The following is an 18,352-nucleotide window of genomic DNA, read 5'->3' on the forward strand; positions in this document are numbered from 1 at the left end:
ACATTGCGCACCGGGTCTATGTCCGGATCGTGCAGTCGTGCTACAACATGCACGTGACTGAACGGGGCGTGGCGTACGACTTTTGGGTGCGCGTGCGCGCCGAGCAGAACGCTCGTGGGTGGACGGACGATGAGCTGCGCGACCAGTCCGGCATCGCGCGCACGACGGTCGACCGACTCCAAGTCGGCAAGCGGCCACCCACCGCCCGGACGGTCAACGCTCTGTCCCGCGCTCTCGGTATCGACGAGACCGAGGCACATCAACTGGCGGGACGGCTCCCCCGCGATACGCCAGCCAGCGGCACGGCGACCCCATTCCAGCAGCCCCGGACGCCGTCAGTGCGCGAGGCGATCCTCGCGGACCCGATCTACGACGACGACCAGCGGCGAGCCATGCTCCAGCTCATCGACATCTTCGAGCAGGCCAACCGCAACCGTCAGGACTGACTACGGCCGCCGCGCTGGGCCTTCTTCGCGGCACCCTTGGCCTTCCGCCGGCCAGCCTTGCGCGCGTCGGCGATCACGTCGACCACCGACTCCTCCAGGTCCGGCATGAGGTCGCCGTAGATGTCCGAGGTGATCGCCAGCGTGGCGTGACCGAGCCGCCGCGAGACCATCAGCGGAGTCATCCGCCGATCGGAGAACATCCACATCGCGCAGCTGTGCCGCAGGTCGTGCCACGACGGCGGCTGATCGACGACCAGGAGACCGGGACAGCCGCAGGTCGATACGGCGTCACGAGCCGGCCCGAAGTGACTGGCGCAGCGATCGGTGCCACGAACCAGCCGCGCACCGCACGGCTTGCCGTGGTCCGTGGTGCCGCCGTAGTCCCGGCAGCGACCAGACGGGGCAGCCTCCAGCAGGGACCCGCGGTTCGGCGGCGGGTGTTGCTCACACCGCCGGGCGCGGGTCAGTGACGGCGCCCACACGTCGTTGTACATGTCGCTGTAGTCCAGCTCCCGACCGTCCGCGCGGCGGAAGATGAACGTGTCGTCGGGCTGGTCGTCGACGAGCGCGAGCAGGACTTTGTACAGGTCACGGCCGATCGGCAGGGATCGTTTCTGGCGGCCCTTGGTGGTGCCGAGGTACCGCTCGCCGCCCTTGCCGCGTTTCCACGCCCGCCACACCCGCACCCGGGCCGGCTTGCCCTTGCCGGGTGCCACGAGGTGCATCTTCGCCAGAGCGGTGACCTCACCCCACCGCACGCCGGTTTCGATCAGTGTGTCCAGCAGGGCGCGCCAGCGCTCGTCGAAGCCGAGGCGCAGCTGCTCGAACTGCTCCGGCGTGAGGTAGACGGCGGCGTGCTCGCCGGTGTCGTCGTCGGCGCGCTGGTCGCGCTTGAAGTCGGTGCCTCTGCAGGGGTTGACGGGAATGATGCCCTGGTCGGCGGCGGCCTTGAGCGGGGAGAACAGAGCGCTGTAGTAGCGGGTGACGGTCTTCTCGGAGCCCACCACGGTTCGCATGTGGTTGACCCAGGTGCCGACCGCGATGGAGGTGATCTCGCCGATCGGGGTGTCGCCGAACTCGGGGAAGATGTGGTCGCGCCACTGCTGTTCGTACCGGTCTCGGGCGCCGGGGCCGAGGCGGGTCTTCGACGCGAGCCACTTCTCGGCCCACTCGCGGAAGGTTGGCCAGGATGGTCCGGCGGGCGCCGGTGGCTCGTCGAAGCCGGGCATGCCCATGTCGGCGTAGACCCGCTCGGCGGTGATGTGGCCCCGGTGTCCCTCGACGATGGCACGGGCCTGCTCGGCGTAGTCCTCGGTCGGCCAGGTGGTGTACTCCTTGCCTGGGTTGCCCGGGATACGCCACACGACCCGGACGGAGCTGGCACGGTGCTCGATGCTGGCCATGACGGAGAACGTATGTCCCCTTGGGGACAGGGATCAAGCGTTCTCGGGTCGCCCAGGGCATGCAGCGTCACGCAACGCACAACATGAATCCGGACAACATCGGACACCGCAGGTCAGGCCAAGGTGACGAAGTCGACTTCTAATCCCAAGGCCGCAGGTTCGAATCCTGCCGGGCGCACCCTGAAGAGACGAGCCTGACGTCAGCGACACCGGCCAATGGATCGGGTGCGGTATCTGCTCGGCACGATAGGTTCATCCCGTGCTCCCAATGACCCTGGAAGAGATCACAGCTGCGATCGGCGGAGCCGTCCATGATGCCCCTGACGCGGTGATCGTCACGGCCCCGGCGGTGTTCGATAGTCGGCGCGTGGAGCCCGGCGGGATGTTCGTGGCGCTGCCGGGTGAGCGCGTCGACGGGCACGAGTATTCCGGTCAGGCGATCGAGGCCGGCGCGGTGGCGGTGCTGGCGTCCCGTGCGGTCGGCGTGCCGGCGGTGGTCGTCGAGGACGTTCCTGCCGCCTACGGACGCATCGCCCGCGCGGTGATCGACCGGCTTCCGCAGACCACGGTTATCGGTGTGACGGGCTCGGTAGGCAAGACCTCAACCAAGGACATCCTTGCCCAGGTGCTTTCCGGCTGGGGCGAGACGGTTGCTACCCGGGCATCCAACAACAATGAGCTTGGGTTGCCGTACACGGTCACCCGCGCCACTGCCAACACCCGCTATCTCGTCTTGGAGATGGGCGCACGCGGGATCGGGCACGTGGCCTATTTGACCGGGATTGCCCCGCTCACCGTCGGCATCGTCACCCGCGTCGGGCACGCGCACCTTGGCGAGTTCGGATCAGTGGCAAACATCGCCCAAGCCAAGGGCGAGATCGTGGAAGCCCTGCCAGACGCAGGCGACGGCGGATTGGCAGTGCTCAACGCCGACGATGAGTTGGTGGCCGCGATGGCGAGCCGCACCCGCGCCCGCGTACTCACCTACGGCATCGACAACCCGGCCGACGTGCGGGCCGAGAACGTGACGTTGGACGAGCTGGGCCGGGCTGGCTTCCGGCTCGTGCACGGGGGCCAGGCCGCCGAGGTGCGGTTGCGCCTGTACGGATTGCACCAGGCGTCGAACGCGCTCGCCGCCGCGACCGTCGCTCTCGGGCTGGGCCACCCGATCGAGGCCGTGGCCGAGGCCGTGTCGCAGGCCGAAGCGGTGTCGCCGGGCCGGATGCAGGTCACCACCCGCGCCGATGGGGTGACGGTCATCAATGACGCCTACAACGCTGCGCCGGACGCCATGCGCGCCGCACTACGCGCCCTGCACGCGATGACCGGCGATGGTCAGCGGGCGGTCGCGGTGCTGGGCGAGATGAATGAGTTGGGCGAGCACGCCACAGAGGTGCACCACGAGATCGGTCAGCAGGTAGCCGAGATCGGGGCCGGGTGGCTGGTGGCGATCGGCGGGACGAACGCCGACCAGTACGCGGCCGGGGCCGCCGGCAACGGCACGGCGGTTGATCGGGCGGCGGACGTGGCCCAGGCGTGGGAACTGCTGCGCGGTGGGCTACGGCCGGGCGATGTGGTGTTGGTGAAGGCATCGAACAGCGCCGGGCTCCTCGCGCTCGCGGACAAGCTGATCGAGGAACCCGGCGCCGTCACCGCCCAGGCTTAGGGATCACGCGGACAACGCGACCTCGGAACGCTGGCTCAGGGCGTCCAGGATCGCCGCACCGTAGCCGGTCACATCACCGGTGCCCATCGTCAACACCACGTCACCGCGACCAGCCATCCCCCCGACGATCCGGGCCACGTGATCCGCGCCAAGCGGCAGGCAGTACTGGCCGTCACGCAAGTGGGTCACGATCACTGTTGCGTCGGCCGCCGGTCGCCCCTGAGGCACGGTGCCGTGCACGTCGAGCAACAGGACGTAGTCGGCCTGGTCCGCCAGGAGTTGGCCGATCCGCCTACCGAAGGCCAGCACCCGGGCATGTCCGGACGGCTGGAACACCACGATGACCCGGCCGCGTGCCAAGGTGCGCGCGGCTTCCAGGTCAGCGGCGATCTCCTTCGGGTGATCGGCGTAGGAGTCGATCACCGTCACCCCGGCCCGAGTGTCGACGTGCTCGAAGCGACGGCGTACCCCCGAGAAGGTGCATGCCGCTCCCGCCACGTCGGCGGGGTCCAGGCCCAGGGCCACCGCACACGTCACGGCCGCAACCGCGTTCTCCAGGTGGTGCGCCGCCGGGGTCGGCAGAGTCAGCCGCACCGTCGTCCCGTTCGGCATCCGGACGGTCGCCGAAACGCTCCACCCCTCGGCGTGCACGTCGAGCAGGCAGATATCGGCCGTGCGGCTCCGGCCGTAGCGCAGCACCGTCAGGTCAGGTCGCTCGTCAGCGATGACCTCGGCGGCCACGTTCGCGCCCACGCAGTCGGCGTTCGCGATCAGGAACCCGCGAGGAGCGATCCGGCAGCCGAACTCGACGTAGGCGCGCATCACCGCGGCATGGTTGACGAAGTTCTCCGGGTGGTCGTCCGTGACGTTGGTGATGACCGCGATCGACGGGGTGAGGAAGTGGAACGACCGGTCCGACTCGTCGGCCTCAGCGACCAACAGCCGGGACCCGCCGAGACGGGCGCCAGAGCCCGGCCCGGTCAGGTCAGCCCCGATCAGGTAGGTCGGGTCCTCGCCGAGGGTGCGCAGGATGTGGGCCAGGATGCCGGTCGTGGTGGACTTGCCATGCGAGCCGGACACCGCGACGAGCCGCCGGTTGGCGCTGAGCGCGTCGAGAACCTGCGCCCGGTGCACCACCGGGATACCGGCGGCACGGGCCACCTCGATCTCCGGCGCAGTCTGGGCAACGGTGGTGTAGACGACGCAGCTCGCGCCCTGCACGTGGGAGGCGTCGTGCCCGACGTGCACGCGCACGCCCGCAACGCCCAGAGCCGCGAGTGTGGCGGAGTCGTTCAAGTCGCTGCCGCTGACCTCATGGCCCAGTTCGGCCAGCAGCCGGGCCAGGCCAGACATCGCCGACCCACCGACGCCCACGAAGTGCGGGCGGGACAGGTCAATCGGGCCGGTGTGAGCCTCGATCGTCGGGTTACCAGTGATCGTGTCGGTCATGGTGCCGTGTCTCCTTCGAGGTAAGGGCTGACGGGGGTCGCGCCGTGAGCTGACATGCGGGGGCTCTGCTCCTTCCGACGGGTGCGATTCCTTGCGCGCGGTCGAGGTGTCCTCGGGTCACCGCCTCGGCCGCGCGGGTCCAATCGATCTGCGTCGGCTCGTCGGCCTGCCCTGTCCCAGCCGGCCAGGTTGCAGGGGCGGGCGCCGAGCCGGGCCAGACCGCCGCAGACCCGCGAGGTGAGTGCTTTTCGTTCCGGGCGGTACGGCACGCCGGGCACGCGCATGGCCGACCGCCGGGGAACCGGCGGGATCGATGCGGTCGATGCCGAGGCCGGATCAGATCAGCGTCGTCATCCATGAACAACTTCGTTCGGCCCATTGCCGTGGCCTACCGAGCTGAGAACAGCGTCGGCATAGCTACGCGACGCGCGCCGATCAACTCGGGACGAGTTGCCCCGGGCCGTCGACTCGGCAGGCGAAGCGTTCGCGTGAAAACCAGTACAGCGGCCTCTCGCTGAGCGCACGGCCCAGTCGATCGGCAGCCCAGGCACCGGCCATCCGCGCTCGACACCGCGTGCCGTTCAAGCACGTTCTGCGCGGCATCGACCTGTTCACCACCGGGGTAGATCGCCATCTTCAACTGCCTTCCAGGCTGCATCGGCCGAGCACGCCGCACGAGGAGACTTGCCAGCTGCCCCGGTTCGTGCGGCGAGCCAGCCGTCACCGGTCCGCACGGAGTTCGCCACTCGCGTACGGACAAGGAGCTTGAGCGCCGTAATCGAACGATCGCCTATCGTTAGCGACACGATGCCGGTGATTCGACCTTGAACGACATGCCAGAGGGCAGGTATCGATATGCGCCCGATGCATGGCCAGAGCCAGCACTCGAATGGGATATTGGAGTGGAACCACCTACCATCGAGGCTCGGCAGCCACACAAGGACGCCAAGATGACAGCTACCCGCAAGGCCCGCTATTGCCGCTGCGGCGCACGGCTCGCACGCGACAACAAGGCCGGACGCTGTTCGCCCTGCTCGGCCTATGACCGGCACCACTCAGGTACGGCACCCGAGGTCCCAGCCGACTTCTGGGACGAGGTTGTTTTAGCCCAAGCGCTGCAAAGCCGCCACATGGGTCGGGTCATCCGGGCTTGGCGAACGCATCCCTACCATGGCCGACATCCGATCTCCCAGGGCCAGGCCGCCGCATGGGTCGGCATGAGTCAAGCGCAGCTAAGCCGAGTCGAGACCGGTCCACCCATAGTCCACCTTGACCGCCTAGCGCAGTGGGCAGCAGCGCTGCACGTCCCGGAAGACCGGTTGTGGTTCGCCCTCCCTGCTGCTGACGGCGAGCTGGACAAGAAAGAAGCCAACGTGAATCGCCGCCACTTCTTCACCTCGGCCCTAGCTACCGCAGCCACTGGTGTCCTTTATGATCATTCCGGCCCGGTGGAGCTAAGCGCCGGGCACGAAGCCGTCCAATGGCTAGCGTGGAACCTCTGGCAGCAACGCAAGGACGAGCTGGATCCCTCTCTCATCCCAGGGTCAATTACCCGATTGCTGAACATGCATCCACACGTCATCAGGACAGCAGACGGCGCATATCGCTTCACTGACCCCGCACTGACAGACGTTCTGGTTGCCCATCGAGTATTCGGCGATATAGCGCAGGGCAGCGGCCACCTCCTCGCGACCGCGCAGACCAGCCACGCCACTGATCTCACCATTGGCGCGCTGGCAGCCGAGCACGAGACGGCTCGACGGGGTTTGTCCGCCTGGATGCGGACCGGCGCAACGGCAGTCCTCAGGGTCAACGCAGCCGGCATCCTCGCGAAGGTGGGAGCGGCCGACCTGGGTGACGCAGCAATTACCGCACTCCGCGCCGACCAGGACGCGCGACAACTCTACCTAACCGCCGTTGCCAGCCGGGTACTGGAACTGCCATGGGAACCAGCAGCACACCTCTCCGGCGCTACAAGCACGCAGGCCACCAACTGGGCACCTAACGAGAGCAGCGACCTGAGAGGACGGGTATCGCAAAGACTTGCGAATGAGCTAACCAACAACCGTGATGCCGCCGCCCGATGGTGCAGCGCCGTACTGCTCGGCAACTTCGTTGATGCCGGCGACACTAGAACCCGGACCACCCTGATGCTTGCTGTAGAACAAGAAAAGTGCCGCGAGAACTTACGGGCATATGCGGCAGTACTAGCCGGCGTCACCCCTCTAGCGATCGGATAGACAACAGATGAAGATGCTAACAGTCACGCCAGGGGAAGAAGTAATAGAGACGCTTACCAAGCAGGCCGCAGATCAAGGAATAACGGACGGAGCGATTGTCTCTCTCATTGGCGCTGTCGATGCGTGCGCAATCAGCAACATGCTCGCCGAGGACGCCGGCACAGACATCGTCAGCGAGTACCGACAACCGTTCGAGCTAAGCGGCACTGGCGAGATCCGCAACGGAAAGGTTCACGTCCACGTGGTTCTTGGTCGAGAAGGCGACAGCGCACTCACCGGCCACTTGCACTGGGCGCGTGTCGAAACCTTCTTCGTCCACGCATACACGCTCGCGCTGGAGGACGGGTGATGTGTGCGTGACTGGTTAGCGTGGAACATTTGACGACCAATCACCGAACCGTTGATCTTGTTGCGTGGATTGCCAGAAAGCCAACTAGCGACGCAACCGAAGCTCCTTGATTAAAGCCGTCAACGGCCTTCCATCTAGCTGCGCATCGAAGAAGCGGAGCGCCCAGTCCGCCTTCCCCACCGCTCCTGTCATTGCGTTCACGTACTTGCAACATAGTGGATCTGAAACGCTAAGCAGCACGCGGCTAAATCTGCCGGTCTGGCAGTCATCTAATGCCTCGTTAACAAAATCCAGCTCTTGAGACAAGGCGGGATGCAGGAACGGGCTGTGAATCAGATCAACCTGGGTTACCTCATCCCGAAGGGACTTGAAATCCAAATCACCGGTAGTCGGGTCGGGACAAGTCCCGTGCTCATCTTTCGTGGTGTGATCGCGGTGTAAGTCTTGGAGGTCCCAGAACATGTGGAGCTGCCTGTGAAGCAGCGGATAATGTGCCTTAATCGCTTCGTACTCGCGCTCTTCGCGACGGAGTAGCCGTTGACCCTCCAGCGACTGTTGCGCCTGGATCTTTGACAAACGGATAGCGCCGCGCACTTGGATCCAGGCTGCAAGCCAACTCGCTGCTCCGCCAACAACCGCACCTACCAGAGCGCTGACCGCTCCGCTCCAGAAATCATCCACCGCTCGATGATGGCAGGACGAAGCAACGACACCACTCCACTCCTGCTACACCGCCCGCCTACGAAGTCGGCCCCGAGTACGCATATCGATAGCGAGCAGCAATTCCATTGTTAGCTCTACTCGCAACTGATCCTGCGGTGTTTCCTCTACTGCGTAATGCCGATGCAAAAATTCAGAGAATACCCTCGGATCTTTCTCACGACACATCTCTGACCACACAAGCAATTCATCTCGCCTCCTTATCAGTGCAACTCTTGCCGAGATGCCTTTCTCTACACAGGCGCGGTTGGGATTAGCCAAGAGCTTCGGCAGAATCCCTGGTTCTTCAATCCGATTTTGCAGTTCGCGCAAAATTTCAAGCTCAAAGGCAACGCGCCCTGCATTCTTAGCGGCACGATATGCAACCAATGCGACCACAAGAGCCAACAAGGTTCCTGAAGCGGCAACGACATCAATTCCAAGGGAGAGCCAATCCCGTTCCACAGTCCCGCCCTGGGCTAAGTATCCCGGCAGTTCAATTAGCACAGATCAAGTGAAGCACCCCTGCGCCAGTGACTTGCCATCCCGTCTGCACTCGACCCGCCCTCCTGGGGAGCCGGCCGCCGCCCGACCCGCCACGTCAAGCGGAGCATGACAGGCCAGCGCGAGGGCCACGGCAGTCAGCCCCGTGACCAGCCAGACAGCGGGGGACGTTGCGATGTGGCGCTGGGCGTTATCATCAGCGGACGACCGAGCGGGAGGTGAGGGTTGGCGAAGCATCGTGGGGGCGTGCACTCGGTGTTCGAGGGCGTCCAGTGGCTAGCAGACTTCTCTGGCGCTCGCTATCGGTCACGTCGTCCTCGTGGCACGATTCGTGCAACATCCCCGAGCCGGGATCGGGCATCAATCAGGGGTGATTTCCGGGCATTACGGCGCGACATCCTTGAAGGAATCCGCCTAGTTATCGGTGAACGCTGGCTACGGACGACCGCAGCGGAGACTTCCGGTTCATACATGCGTGAATTCCTCGACCAGGGCGGAAACTACGAACTCGCGATGCGCTGGACGGACCGCGAGGGGAGGGTCTGGTACACGGGTATCGATCCGCCGCCAGCCGATGACCGAACGCCTATGTTCGATGAACTCGAACCAAATTATACAAGAATTGAAAATTCTTATCAGCAGTCGTTCATGACCCGTGAATCGTTCGAGGGCCGCCGAATCAGCGGAGAAACTCCGCCGTCGGCAGATTACGGAGATACCGGCCCCGGAAATGGCCTACGCGGAGACCAACCATGAGGCCAGAAGAGGTTACATCGCCCGATACGGCTAATGGACAGCTTGAGCCCACAATCCCGGCCCAGCGAGAGCCGGTGGAGCTTCTAGACCTCCGAGTCAGCCGCGAGCAACTTGAGCAGTGGTCCTCTCCTTTCGTCCCCTCTCATGAGCTACAGCGCTTGGGCGCCGTCGTGGACAACGGGGCCGAGCGGGCATTCAAGTACGCCGAGCGGGAACAGGAACATCGCCTCAGCATGGACGACCGGCAGGCGAAAAGGTTGGAGCGGGCCGACTCGCGCGAGTACGTATTGGCCTGGGCTGGCATGGGTTTCGCCTTCGTGCTTGCTCTACTGGCAATTGGCGCTGGCGTAGTTTTGGGCCTGAAGGGTCAGCCGATCGCTGGGACCATCTTGGGCGGCGGCGGGCTTGTCTTGATCGTCGTGGCGTTTCTTCGCAGGCCAACGCAAGAGCCGTAACCTCGCGCTCAGCTATTCCGTATGCCATCGCCCCCTCGCCAGTAGCTAGCGAGCCGATGCCCGGCCCGACACGTCAGCTATTGCAGCCATCTATCAGCTCACCGGCGCGCCAGCACCCGGACGCCCTAACCGGCTCGCGTCCGGCTGACCGCTAAGCAGTGCCGCAATGCCGTCTCCCAATTTCACCATAGCGTTGGCGTACCGGCGGTGGTCGTCGAGGACGTGCCCACCGCCTACGGACGCATCGCCCGCGTGGTCGTGGACCGCTGCCGCAGACCACGGTGATCGGTGTGACCGGCTCGGTAGGCAAGACCCCCACCCAGCCCTCCGATCCCGCTGCTCCATCAGACGTCAAGATCCGCTTGGCAGTCGCGTTGGTGAAGCTTGGGCGGGGCATAGTCGAAGGGCGTGCTATCGCCGCGAGCACGACCTACCTAGTACGAGCCATGCTGTAATCGCCTGCAGGCGCGTCGTCGCTGGCAACGACCGAGGAAGGTTCTATCCGTTGTCTGCGCACTAACCCTGTGGAGTTGAGTCGGAACGGTTTCGCCCAAGATCGCTGAACAGCGATGGCAAGAATTGACCGAAGCTTTCCCGCACGTGTTTCGGCAGGGGTCCCTGAAACAGCGGAAGACCAAGCTGCACCCCATTCTCGTACTGTGCCAGGACTCGTCCGTCTGGTGGCCAATAAGGGTCCCGCATGTCCCCCCAAGCCTCGTGGTCACCACCATCCACGGAGAGAACACGGAGTTCCGAGCGAGGAAAGGCAGTTACGAAAGTGCCGCCGCTTGGTTCGCTGTTTCGCACGGCCCGCACCACCGCATTCTTGGTAAAGACCACCACGTCAAGTTGCGGGCCAGGAGAGCCTACATGCGCCGAGCCCCAGACGATCACTTGTCCAGCGGTTATGGCCCCAACCCTCATTAGGACGTCGAGTGGCGTCCGTGCGTAACCGACATCTCCGCCTTTAAGCAGTTCGGAAAGCTCCGCCAGGTGCCGCTCGTAGCTCTTGGCGTCCATGACTTATCTCCTCTCGTCTCACCCGGCTACTCGCTCTTGGCCGACTGCTCGTGGTCAGCTCGGAAACGAATCACCCAAAACCATCCGCCAGAGCCTCTTCGCCTCGTCATGATCACCTGAGCTCTCAGCGTCGATCGCCCGGCTCGCCTGGTCAGCAGCCGTATCGAAGGACCTGCGCACGTCGTCCCGAGTGCTCCCCGACAGATAGCCGCTTATGAGACCTGATTGGCCACCTGGGTCGTACACATCAAGGTGACTACCTGCCCACTCGAAGAACTTCTGCAGCCCGGCACGACGATTTGAGCCCAATGCGCCGAACGTGTGTCCAGCGATCGTTTCCAAATGGAAAGATCTCAAGCGCTTGGAGTGGGCACCGTTCCACTTCTTCAGCATCCGCACCAATGGCGCTAGGTTGTAGCTCAGCTCTGCATTCTTATCCGCAAACCATTTGTTGGCGATGAACGGCGAGGTCAGAAGCCACGAACCGTCGCCGCTCGGTAAATGGAACACGTCGGCGGATTGTCGGAATACCGGGGCCACGTCAACGTGGCCTCCCGTCTTGAAGAAGACGCGGACTGCCTGCCCCCGTGCGCCGACTTGCACTGCCTCCAGACCGTCGTACGCCCGCCTGATTCGGTAAAGAAAAGGCTGTGAGTCGTATTGGTACCTGCTCCAGGCTTTGTTCTCGTTGGAGAAGACGGCGAGCACGTCGATGTCATCGAGAGGTCTGATAATTGTCGCTTTCGATGCCGATCCGATTAGCTTTGCCTCTAAGAAAGGCAGGTCCGACGTCTTGGGGAAGGCAGCGGTTAGGTTCTCGACTACCGAGTCCTTGCGCCCTTGGACGATGCTTGTCTTCTGATAGTCAGTGATCGTGATGTCGGTCAAAAACTGCTCAAAAGCCTGGTTAGTAGTCAGCCCCATCAATTCCCCCTGATAGAGTGCCGTCCCGATGCGCCGAACGTAGCGCAGCATCAGCCAGTTCGGCAGCTGCGGCCTTCATAGCCTGCTCGTTGCGCGCCCTAGTCCGCTTATAAACAAGATTTGGCACCTGCGGTGACCCACGGCGCAACTCGTAGAGCCGATCCTGCCAGAGCAGCAAGTCTTCGGGGGCCATGCCGCGCTTGGCCTGGCCTCTTACGAAGCGCTCGATATCCTCAGCCATCGAGCGACGGATAGCGCCGGCCCTCTTGGTCGATCGATACTGCTCCCAGACATCGAGCAGCGCAGGCAGTAGAGGCAACGCGACACCGAGCAGGAAAGACGGCAGACTCAGTCCGACCATGAGACCGGCGATTACCGCCACGCCGACCCATAGCAGTGTGGCCGAAATCCACGCCTGGGCGTTCGCATTCAGCAAGCGCTCTGAGTAAGCCGCATTAGCGCGTTGCGCAATAGCGATGGAGAACATGCCATCGAGCCGATCATCGAACGGATACCAGCCCTTTAGTGCCTCTTTCTCGGCCTGCCCAACAACGGCGGCATCATCTCCGACTAGTGTCGCGACCTCCTCCATCGTTGCTGAGGGCGCCCTAGTAACCTCCGGCATGCCAAACACCAGCTGATCGAACTGCTCCTGAATTCCAGCAGCCTTCGCGGCCAGCCTTTGCTCAGCACCGCTGAACCAGGTGCGCGAGAGAAAAATCCACACACCCGCGAGCGCGCCAACCATCACCGACGCCTTAGGTACGATCACCGTTAAGATGGGAGCTGCTACGCCGATGATGCTGAAGCCGACCCAGCGTAGAAAGCTCCATCTCTTCGCACGGTTGTAGAGCCTCCGCTGTGCAACCAAGAGCCGAAGGGCTCGTAGATCGTCTTGGGCGATGAGCATCGACGAGGTTGCTCGTGGTCGGTAAACCGGAGTCTGGCGATTCATGGCGCGATTAGCTCCCTGCTTCGGAGGCAAGTTCGCCAGACACGCAGCAAAATCCCTACAGTCGGTGACGCAACAGGGTGTCAACGTAACGGCATCAATCCATTTACGGGCTCAACCATACGGCCAGAGCGACCGAACCCCTGGCTGACATCGATACCGCTGCAGAGGTCCGTCGCCATCCTCATGTCTGCCGTCGACCCGGTCTTCCGGGGAGCAGGGCACCGCGCGACCCGTCACGTCAAGCGGACCTTGACGCGCGTTCAGACGCTGGCGGGTTCGGGCGGCCTGCGTGGATTCGAATCTCACCCCTTCCGCCCTCTGGGCAGGCAAAATCCCGACCGGCGCGTTCGCCGGTCAGGGGTCGACCGCTGGATGGCAAACTCGGGGAAGCTAATGCCTGCCTAGCCAGGTCGACCCGTGGTCGTTGGACAGCAAGCTCATCCGCTGGCTCAGCTCACTCGTGTCAACCCCCCATGAATACGCTGATCTCTGGGGAGGGTGAGCCCGCGGCGAGCCCGGACGCCTCCGGATCCGGCGTCACGACCCGACATGGATCGACAGGGATAGGGGTGTCTACCTGGACAGATAGACACCCCTAGCAACTCACGATCACGAGCTAACCCGTATCCGATTCAACTTCTAATCCCAAGGCCGCAGGTTCGAATCCTGCCGGGCGCACCCACCGCACCGCAGGTCAGCGGCTTGCCGTGCCCGGTCGGGTCGATCACCTGTTCCAGCCACTCCCCGGCCGTCCGAGGAGCGGCGGCGAGGATCTGCCCCTGCTCCTGGCGGCGGCGAAGGTCGACCAGCTTGCCGAGCACTTCTCGCTCCGTCTTGCCGTCGACCCACTTCCGCGACCGCTTGCCCGCGCCCCAGCCCTCATCAAGGCATCAACAACCCGGGCGTTGCCCCGGGCCCCGGCCCTCTCTCGGAGATCAGGGAAAAGGGAGCAGGGGCGGGAGCGGGATCTCCTCGCTCGTGCGGCCTCTTCAGCCGTCGCACACCGTCTTGGCGTAGCGGGCAAAGCCCCCGAGCGTATGGAATGTGGCGACGTAGCCGCCGTGCTCCTCGCCCTCCCACCGCTTGGTGAGGATCACGGCGGAGCCGGTCCGGCCGCGCATCTCGCTGATCCGAAACGGGAAGTCTTCCACTGGCCCACCGCCCTCGTTCCACGAGCGCAGGTCGTAGATCTGGTCGTCGTCCAAGGTGGGTGGTGCCAGCTTCGTCTGCCAGCCGGCCGCCGGGTCGAGCAGGACGACTTCCTCTGCGGTACGGGCGTTGCGGCCGGGATCCCGATCGAGCTGAATCACCTTGTCGGTGACCCCGCCGTCTTCGTCGCCGAGATAGAGGGTGATCCGGTCAGTCCCCTTGCCCCGGCACCAGTCGAACACCCCAACCAGCCGTCCGTCGGCGTCCAGCCGCACCCCGACCGCGCCCTCTTTGACCGGGCTGCAGCCGGTCAGCCCTGCCAGCACCAACGCGCAGATCAGTCCCAGCATCCACATCCGTCGCATCCCTTCAGCGTGAGCACCGACGGTCACCAGGTGGTCACGACGAGAGGACGGCTTGACGGCATCGAGGATCGGCTTCCACCGGAAGGGAGTGCCAGTCGCGTGCCCTGCCGAACGAGAGGATCCGGCTCTAGGTCGGTGCGTGCCGTAGGTGAGCCCTCGGTGTCGTGTTGAATGCGGGCCATGTCGCTGATCATCGGGGCCGCCTTCACGATCCCCGGCTACACCACAATGGCCGCGCCGGACTACGACGTTGAGTGCGATGCGACCGTGTACGAGGCGGACGGTGTGGTGAGACACCCCGCCTTCTGGTTGCACTACCTGTCCGGACCGCTGGGTGCCCACCGGGAGGCGGAGATCGCCTTCGCCGTGCAGGCTGCGGATCACCGCGCGATGTGGGCCATCCTCAACGACCCGGAGCATTGGCCGGTCGTCTCGGTGCGGCTTGACGGAGAAGCGTGGCTACGGATCGTGTACCGCAACGTCGAGGATGAGCAGGGACTCGACTTCGTGGAGGAGTGGCCGGGTCGGTCGGCCGAGGTGGTTGCCTCGGTCGAGGGTCACGGTTTCTCGTCCGCGCTGACCTGGGCGGAGCTGTTGGCCGCGGCGGCGCTGCCGGATGAGCGGCTGACCTGGGCGCAGCGGCTCATCCTGATGCTGCCGATGCTGGGTCCGCAGGAGATGCCCGAGGACGCCCCGGAGGTTGTGCACAGGGCACTGGACGGGATCGGGGCGACGAACCGGTCGGCCCTGGTCGGGGGCCTGCTCGACGCCATGGGTTGGCGTACTCACCGAACTGGAACCTGACCAGCCTGCCACCGGGTGCCGACCGAAGGTGAGCCGGGCGGCGGTGATCCAGTCTTGGCCTCCGACACCGACGCACCTCCGTCGGGGAGTCGGCCCGAGGCTGCGCTCCGCCCGGGACGCGAGCCGACTGAGTGGAGGAAACATGGGGTACGAACTGCACGTCACCCGGGCTGCGGAGTACTACGACAGTGAGGAGCACCCGATCGCTCTGGACGAATGGCTCTCCTACGCCGAACGCAGTCCGACGCTCACCCAGGGCGGATGGATCTGGTGGGACGAGGACCGACACCCCTTCTATGTGTTCACCTGCGCCGACGGAAGCGTTGTCTCCTTGACCTGGTTCGAGGGTGCCATCGACATCAAGGGCCACTTCGACGGTGACGCCTACCGGGAATTCGGGAGCCTCGCCGAGGATTTTCAGGCACACCTTCAGGGCGACGACGGCGAGCGGTACACCCCGAGTGGTGTCCTTCCCCGCAGTGCTTAGAGGTGCGGGCGGATCCTCTTGATGCCAACGAGGTCCACCCCGTGGACGACGAACGGTCCCTGCCCTGGCGGGAGGGACCGTGTGACGCTCGGCGTACCTGTGCGGGCGATCGCAGCGTGGGCGTGTGTTCAGCCCTGCTGGTAGCGCTCGTTACGTCGAAGAGCCTCTTCGAGTTGGTCCTCAAGAATGATGATCCGGCAGGCCGAGGCGATGTCGGTGCCCTGGTCGCACATCTCCCGGGCTCGCGCGGCAAGGCGCAGCTGATAGCGGGAGTAGCGGCGGTGCCCGCCACTGGAGCGCTGGGGGTCGATCAGTTTGGCGTCGCCGAGCCGACGGAGGAAGTCCTGCGAGCAGCCGAGGATCTCGGCGGCCCGGCCCATGGTGTAGGCGGGGTAGTCCTCGTCGTCGAGCATGTCGTCCGATTGGGTCAATGAAACCTCCATCACGAGGGCCCCGGTGCTCGAAAGCACCGGGGCCCAAGGGTTGTGGGTCAGGAACACCATCTGCCGACAGAGCGTCGGCTTGTCTTGTCCGCACCGGCCGTCAACGACGGCATCGGGTGCGAGGATCGCATATGCGTGACCGGAGACCACCTCTCGTTCGATGGAAACTGCGGTGTCCGCGCCCAGCCCACGACTGCGGCTGGCTGCGGGCGATCCAACGGTGTAATGCCCTCCCTTGCCTCTGATTTCCTCTGCCATTCCTCGTGCTGTCCGTCGGTGTCCGAGCCCCACGCGACTTCCTGGCCCTGACACGTACGACGAACCCTTCGGGTGAAGCCCTGAACGAGCCTCGGCCTCACCCGCAACTCCTGGTACGTACTACCCAACTGAGCGGGCCGACGAGCTTCCTGGCCCAGCTCCTTCGCCCTCGGGTGGGGCGGCACGTCAGCGTCTTTACTTGCTCCGTCTTCGACCTCAGGAACGTTAGCGCACGACAGCAAGAATATCTAGCGCTTCGCACAGAGATTTTCTCTGCCGACGTGAGCAACCCCGTCGGCCGTGCGGCGGAGGGCGACGCCGGCGGGCCGGGCCGACGCCGCGCGGCCGACCAGAAACACCCGGCGGATGTCTACGGGCCGGCCGACCAACGACGTTAATAGGGCGTGACGTTCGAGGAGTACGCGTTCGCTCGCACTTCGGCGCTGATCCGGCTCGCCCGGCTGCTGACCGATGACGAGCACCGAGCCGAGGACCTCGTTCAGGAGGTCCTCGCCATGGCGTACGCCCGGTGGGGGCGCATCTCCCGGACGGACCGACCGGACGCCTACGTCCGTCGGATGCTCGTCAACGCCCACCACTCGTGGTGGCGTCGGCGCAGTAGCCGGGAGGTCTCGGTCGCCGCCGTGACGGACCGGGCGGGCACCGCCGACGAGGCCGCCGCGCTCGCCGAACGCGACGCGTTGTGGCGGCTCGTCCGTGAGCTGCCGACCCGTCAGCGCACCGTGATCGTGCTGCGCTACTACGAGGATCTGGACGACGCGATGATCGCCGAGATCATGGCCTGTTCGGCAGGCACCGTCCGCACCCACGCGAAGCGTGCCCTGGCCGCGCTGCGGAAGCGGCAGGAAGCCACGACCCCCGCCCGGACAGGAGGGTTCTGATGTTCAGCGACCTCGATCAGCAGCTCACCGCGACGCTCAGGCAGCGCGCGGGTGGCGACATCGACCCGACACCGATCGTGGAACAGGCCCGTCAGCGGGGTCGACGGCTTCGACGCCGTCACCGCGGGTTCGTCGCCGGGGGTGTGGCAGCGGCGTGTGTCGCGCTCACCGCGGTGGTGGTGGCGCTGCCCATCGGCGGGGGCACCGATGAGCCGATCATGCCGGTCGCGGCGCTCCTGCTGCCGGAAGCGTCTGGGCAGGCCGGCGCCACCGCACGCCCGGAGGATGTCGGCGCCGATCCGGACGTGGTGCACTTCTCGGCCGCCCCCCTGGTCGACGGCGCCGAGTACGCGACCTGGCGCGCCGGGCGCGGCATCGAGAGCGTCGAGTTTCGGGGGCCGGCAGGTCAGGCCCGGTTCGCGCTGGCGCGCACCGGGACGTCGTTGGACGAACTACAGCAGACGTTGTCCTCGGCTGGACGGCCACAGGCCCGCACCGACGTGCGGGTCGGGGACCGCCCGGGGGTCGCCTGGTTCGACACGTCCGGTGACCGGAAGCTCTGGTTCGTACGCTGGCAACCCGGCGACGGGCTCTGGGCCCAACTGGACGTGTACGCCGTCAGCCGCGACGAGGCGACAGCCACGGCGAGCCGGGTCCGGTTCGACGCGGCCCACCGCTGTGTCGTGCCGTTCCGCCTCACTTCGCTGCCTCCCGGCGGACGGCTGCTCGAGTGCGAGGTCACGCTCGGCCGGTCGGAGCATGGCTCCTTCGTCGAGGGCTCACTCGTCGTCGGCGACGAAACCGGTCGCTGGCTGACCGTCCGTGCCCAGCCCGCCCCGCACGGCTACGAAATCGGGTCCGGCCATCTCGTCGCGGGCCCGTATCGGGCGCGTCGACAGGGGAGCGATGTCCTGCAGATGGTCGCCGAACCCTGCGTCGTCGAGGCGTTCCTCAAGGGTTGGGGGAAGGGCTACGGCGAGTCGGACGGCCTGGTGGTCCTCGGCGGTTACCAGCCGACCCGCGACCTGGACCGCCCCGACACCTGGTGATCAACAACTGGAGACTGATCAGCCTGCCG

At 65.2% G+C, this 18,352-nt stretch carries 20 protein-coding genes; 10 read left to right on the forward strand and 10 right to left on the reverse strand.

Features of this window, described 5'->3' with window-relative positions:
• The first annotated feature begins 53 nt into the window (after positions 1-53).
• Positions 54-446 carry a helix-turn-helix transcriptional regulator gene (locus tag AB0C25_RS15720; RefSeq protein WP_357373617.1) on the forward strand — a complete coding sequence of 131 codons (393 nt, stop codon included), beginning with the start codon at positions 54-56 and terminating at the stop codon, positions 444-446.
• Here AB0C25_RS15720 and AB0C25_RS15725 read toward each other — a convergent pair.
• Positions 437-1,849 (reverse strand): site-specific integrase, encoded by a 1,413-nt coding sequence (locus tag AB0C25_RS15725; protein ID WP_357373619.1) that lies wholly within the window; start codon positions 1,847-1,849, stop codon positions 437-439. The two genes, AB0C25_RS15720 and AB0C25_RS15725, sit on opposite strands and share 10 nt — an antisense overlap.
• A 268-nt stretch (positions 1,850-2,117) precedes the next feature.
• On the opposite strand from AB0C25_RS15725, the gene murF reads away from it, so the two are divergent.
• Positions 2,118-3,515 carry a UDP-N-acetylmuramoyl-tripeptide--D-alanyl-D-alanine ligase gene (gene murF, locus AB0C25_RS15730; RefSeq protein WP_357373621.1) on the forward strand — a complete coding sequence of 466 codons (1,398 nt, stop codon included), beginning with the start codon at positions 2,118-2,120 and terminating at the stop codon, positions 3,513-3,515.
• A gap of 3 nt (positions 3,516-3,518) precedes the next feature.
• Here murF and murC read toward each other — a convergent pair whose 3' ends face one another.
• Positions 3,519-4,964, reverse strand: coding sequence for a UDP-N-acetylmuramate--L-alanine ligase (murC, locus tag AB0C25_RS15735; RefSeq protein WP_357373623.1), 1,446 nt, complete (start codon positions 4,962-4,964; stop codon positions 3,519-3,521).
• Between the two features lie 950 nt (positions 4,965-5,914).
• On the opposite strand from murC, the gene AB0C25_RS15740 reads away from it, so the two are divergent.
• Together AB0C25_RS15740 and AB0C25_RS15745 are read left to right on the forward strand one after the other, a co-directional pair.
• Positions 5,915-7,204 (forward strand): helix-turn-helix transcriptional regulator, encoded by a 1,290-nt coding sequence (locus AB0C25_RS15740; protein ID WP_357373625.1) that lies wholly within the window; start codon positions 5,915-5,917, stop codon positions 7,202-7,204.
• A gap of 7 nt (positions 7,205-7,211) precedes the next feature.
• Positions 7,212-7,553, forward strand: a complete 342-nt coding sequence (locus AB0C25_RS15745) for a PPC domain-containing DNA-binding protein (RefSeq protein ID WP_357373627.1) — start codon at positions 7,212-7,214, stop codon at positions 7,551-7,553.
• 84 nt (positions 7,554-7,637) lie between these two features.
• Here the strand turns inward: AB0C25_RS15745 and AB0C25_RS15750 are convergent, their stop codons facing one another.
• Positions 7,638-8,234 carry a hypothetical protein gene (locus AB0C25_RS15750; protein ID WP_357373629.1) on the reverse strand — a complete coding sequence of 199 codons (597 nt, stop codon included), beginning with the start codon at positions 8,232-8,234 and terminating at the stop codon, positions 7,638-7,640.
• A 45-nt stretch (positions 8,235-8,279) separates the two neighbouring features.
• Positions 8,280-8,759, reverse strand: coding sequence for a hypothetical protein (locus tag AB0C25_RS15755; RefSeq protein ID WP_357373630.1), 480 nt, complete (start codon positions 8,757-8,759; stop codon positions 8,280-8,282).
• A 468-nt stretch (positions 8,760-9,227) separates the two neighbouring features.
• Here AB0C25_RS15755 and AB0C25_RS15760 point away from each other — a divergent pair, with 468 nt between their 5' ends.
• Both AB0C25_RS15760 and AB0C25_RS15765 read left to right on the forward strand, forming a co-directional pair.
• Positions 9,228-9,512: a hypothetical protein gene (locus AB0C25_RS15760; RefSeq protein WP_357373632.1), complete on the forward strand. Its 285-nt coding sequence runs from the start codon at positions 9,228-9,230 to the stop codon at positions 9,510-9,512.
• On the forward strand, positions 9,509-9,967 hold the full coding sequence (locus tag AB0C25_RS15765) for a DUF2335 domain-containing protein (protein WP_357373633.1): 459 nt from the start codon (positions 9,509-9,511) through the stop codon (positions 9,965-9,967). Before AB0C25_RS15760 ends, AB0C25_RS15765 begins: the two co-directional genes overlap by 4 nt.
• 516 nt (positions 9,968-10,483) lie before the next feature.
• Here AB0C25_RS15765 and AB0C25_RS15770 read toward each other — a convergent pair.
• The 5 genes from AB0C25_RS15770 to AB0C25_RS15790 form a co-directional block, all read right to left on the reverse strand.
• Positions 10,484-10,987, reverse strand: a complete 504-nt coding sequence (locus AB0C25_RS15770) for a hypothetical protein (protein ID WP_357373635.1) — start codon at positions 10,985-10,987, stop codon at positions 10,484-10,486.
• A 54-nt stretch (positions 10,988-11,041) separates the two neighbouring features.
• Positions 11,042-11,911, reverse strand: coding sequence for a hypothetical protein (locus AB0C25_RS15775; protein ID WP_357373637.1), 870 nt, complete (start codon positions 11,909-11,911; stop codon positions 11,042-11,044).
• Positions 11,895-12,866 carry an S-4TM family putative pore-forming effector gene (locus AB0C25_RS15780; RefSeq protein WP_357373639.1) on the reverse strand — a complete coding sequence of 324 codons (972 nt, stop codon included), beginning with the start codon at positions 12,864-12,866 and terminating at the stop codon, positions 11,895-11,897. Before AB0C25_RS15780 ends, AB0C25_RS15775 begins: the two co-directional genes overlap by 17 nt.
• A gap of 632 nt (positions 12,867-13,498) precedes the next feature.
• Complete coding sequence (locus AB0C25_RS15785; protein ID WP_357373641.1) at positions 13,499-13,687, reverse strand: hypothetical protein; 189 nt, start codon at positions 13,685-13,687, stop codon at positions 13,499-13,501.
• A 168-nt stretch (positions 13,688-13,855) separates the two neighbouring features.
• The gene (locus AB0C25_RS15790) at positions 13,856-14,365 is read right to left on the reverse strand and encodes a hypothetical protein (protein WP_357373643.1); all 510 of its coding nucleotides are present in this window, start codon (positions 14,363-14,365) and stop codon (positions 13,856-13,858) included.
• 195 nt (positions 14,366-14,560) lie between these two features.
• Between AB0C25_RS15790 and AB0C25_RS15795 the strand changes: the two genes are divergently transcribed.
• Both AB0C25_RS15795 and AB0C25_RS15800 read left to right on the forward strand, forming a co-directional pair.
• A complete protein-coding gene (locus tag AB0C25_RS15795) occupies positions 14,561-15,184 on the forward strand; it encodes a hypothetical protein (protein WP_357373645.1) in 624 nt (207 codons plus the stop codon).
• 142 nt (positions 15,185-15,326) lie between these two features.
• Complete coding sequence (locus AB0C25_RS15800) at positions 15,327-15,671, forward strand: hypothetical protein (protein ID WP_357373647.1); 345 nt, start codon at positions 15,327-15,329, stop codon at positions 15,669-15,671.
• Positions 15,672-15,799: 128 nt separating this feature from the next.
• On the opposite strand, the gene AB0C25_RS15805 is transcribed toward AB0C25_RS15800, so the two are convergent.
• A complete protein-coding gene (locus AB0C25_RS15805; protein WP_357067091.1) occupies positions 15,800-16,102 on the reverse strand; it encodes a MerR family transcriptional regulator in 303 nt (100 codons plus the stop codon).
• A gap of 674 nt (positions 16,103-16,776) precedes the next feature.
• Between AB0C25_RS15805 and AB0C25_RS15810 the strand changes: the two genes are divergently transcribed.
• Complete coding sequence (locus AB0C25_RS15810) at positions 16,777-17,274, forward strand: SigE family RNA polymerase sigma factor (protein ID WP_357373649.1); 498 nt, start codon at positions 16,777-16,779, stop codon at positions 17,272-17,274.
• Entirely contained in the window at positions 17,274-18,323 is a 1,050-nt protein-coding gene (locus tag AB0C25_RS15815; protein ID WP_357373651.1) for a hypothetical protein, read from the forward strand. The genes AB0C25_RS15810 and AB0C25_RS15815 overlap by 1 nt, the downstream gene beginning before the upstream one ends.
• Positions 18,324-18,352: the final 29 nt, after the last annotated feature.

This window comes from Micromonospora sp. NPDC048839, assembly GCF_040649915.1.
Lineage (GTDB): Bacteria > Actinomycetota > Actinomycetes > Mycobacteriales > Micromonosporaceae > Micromonospora.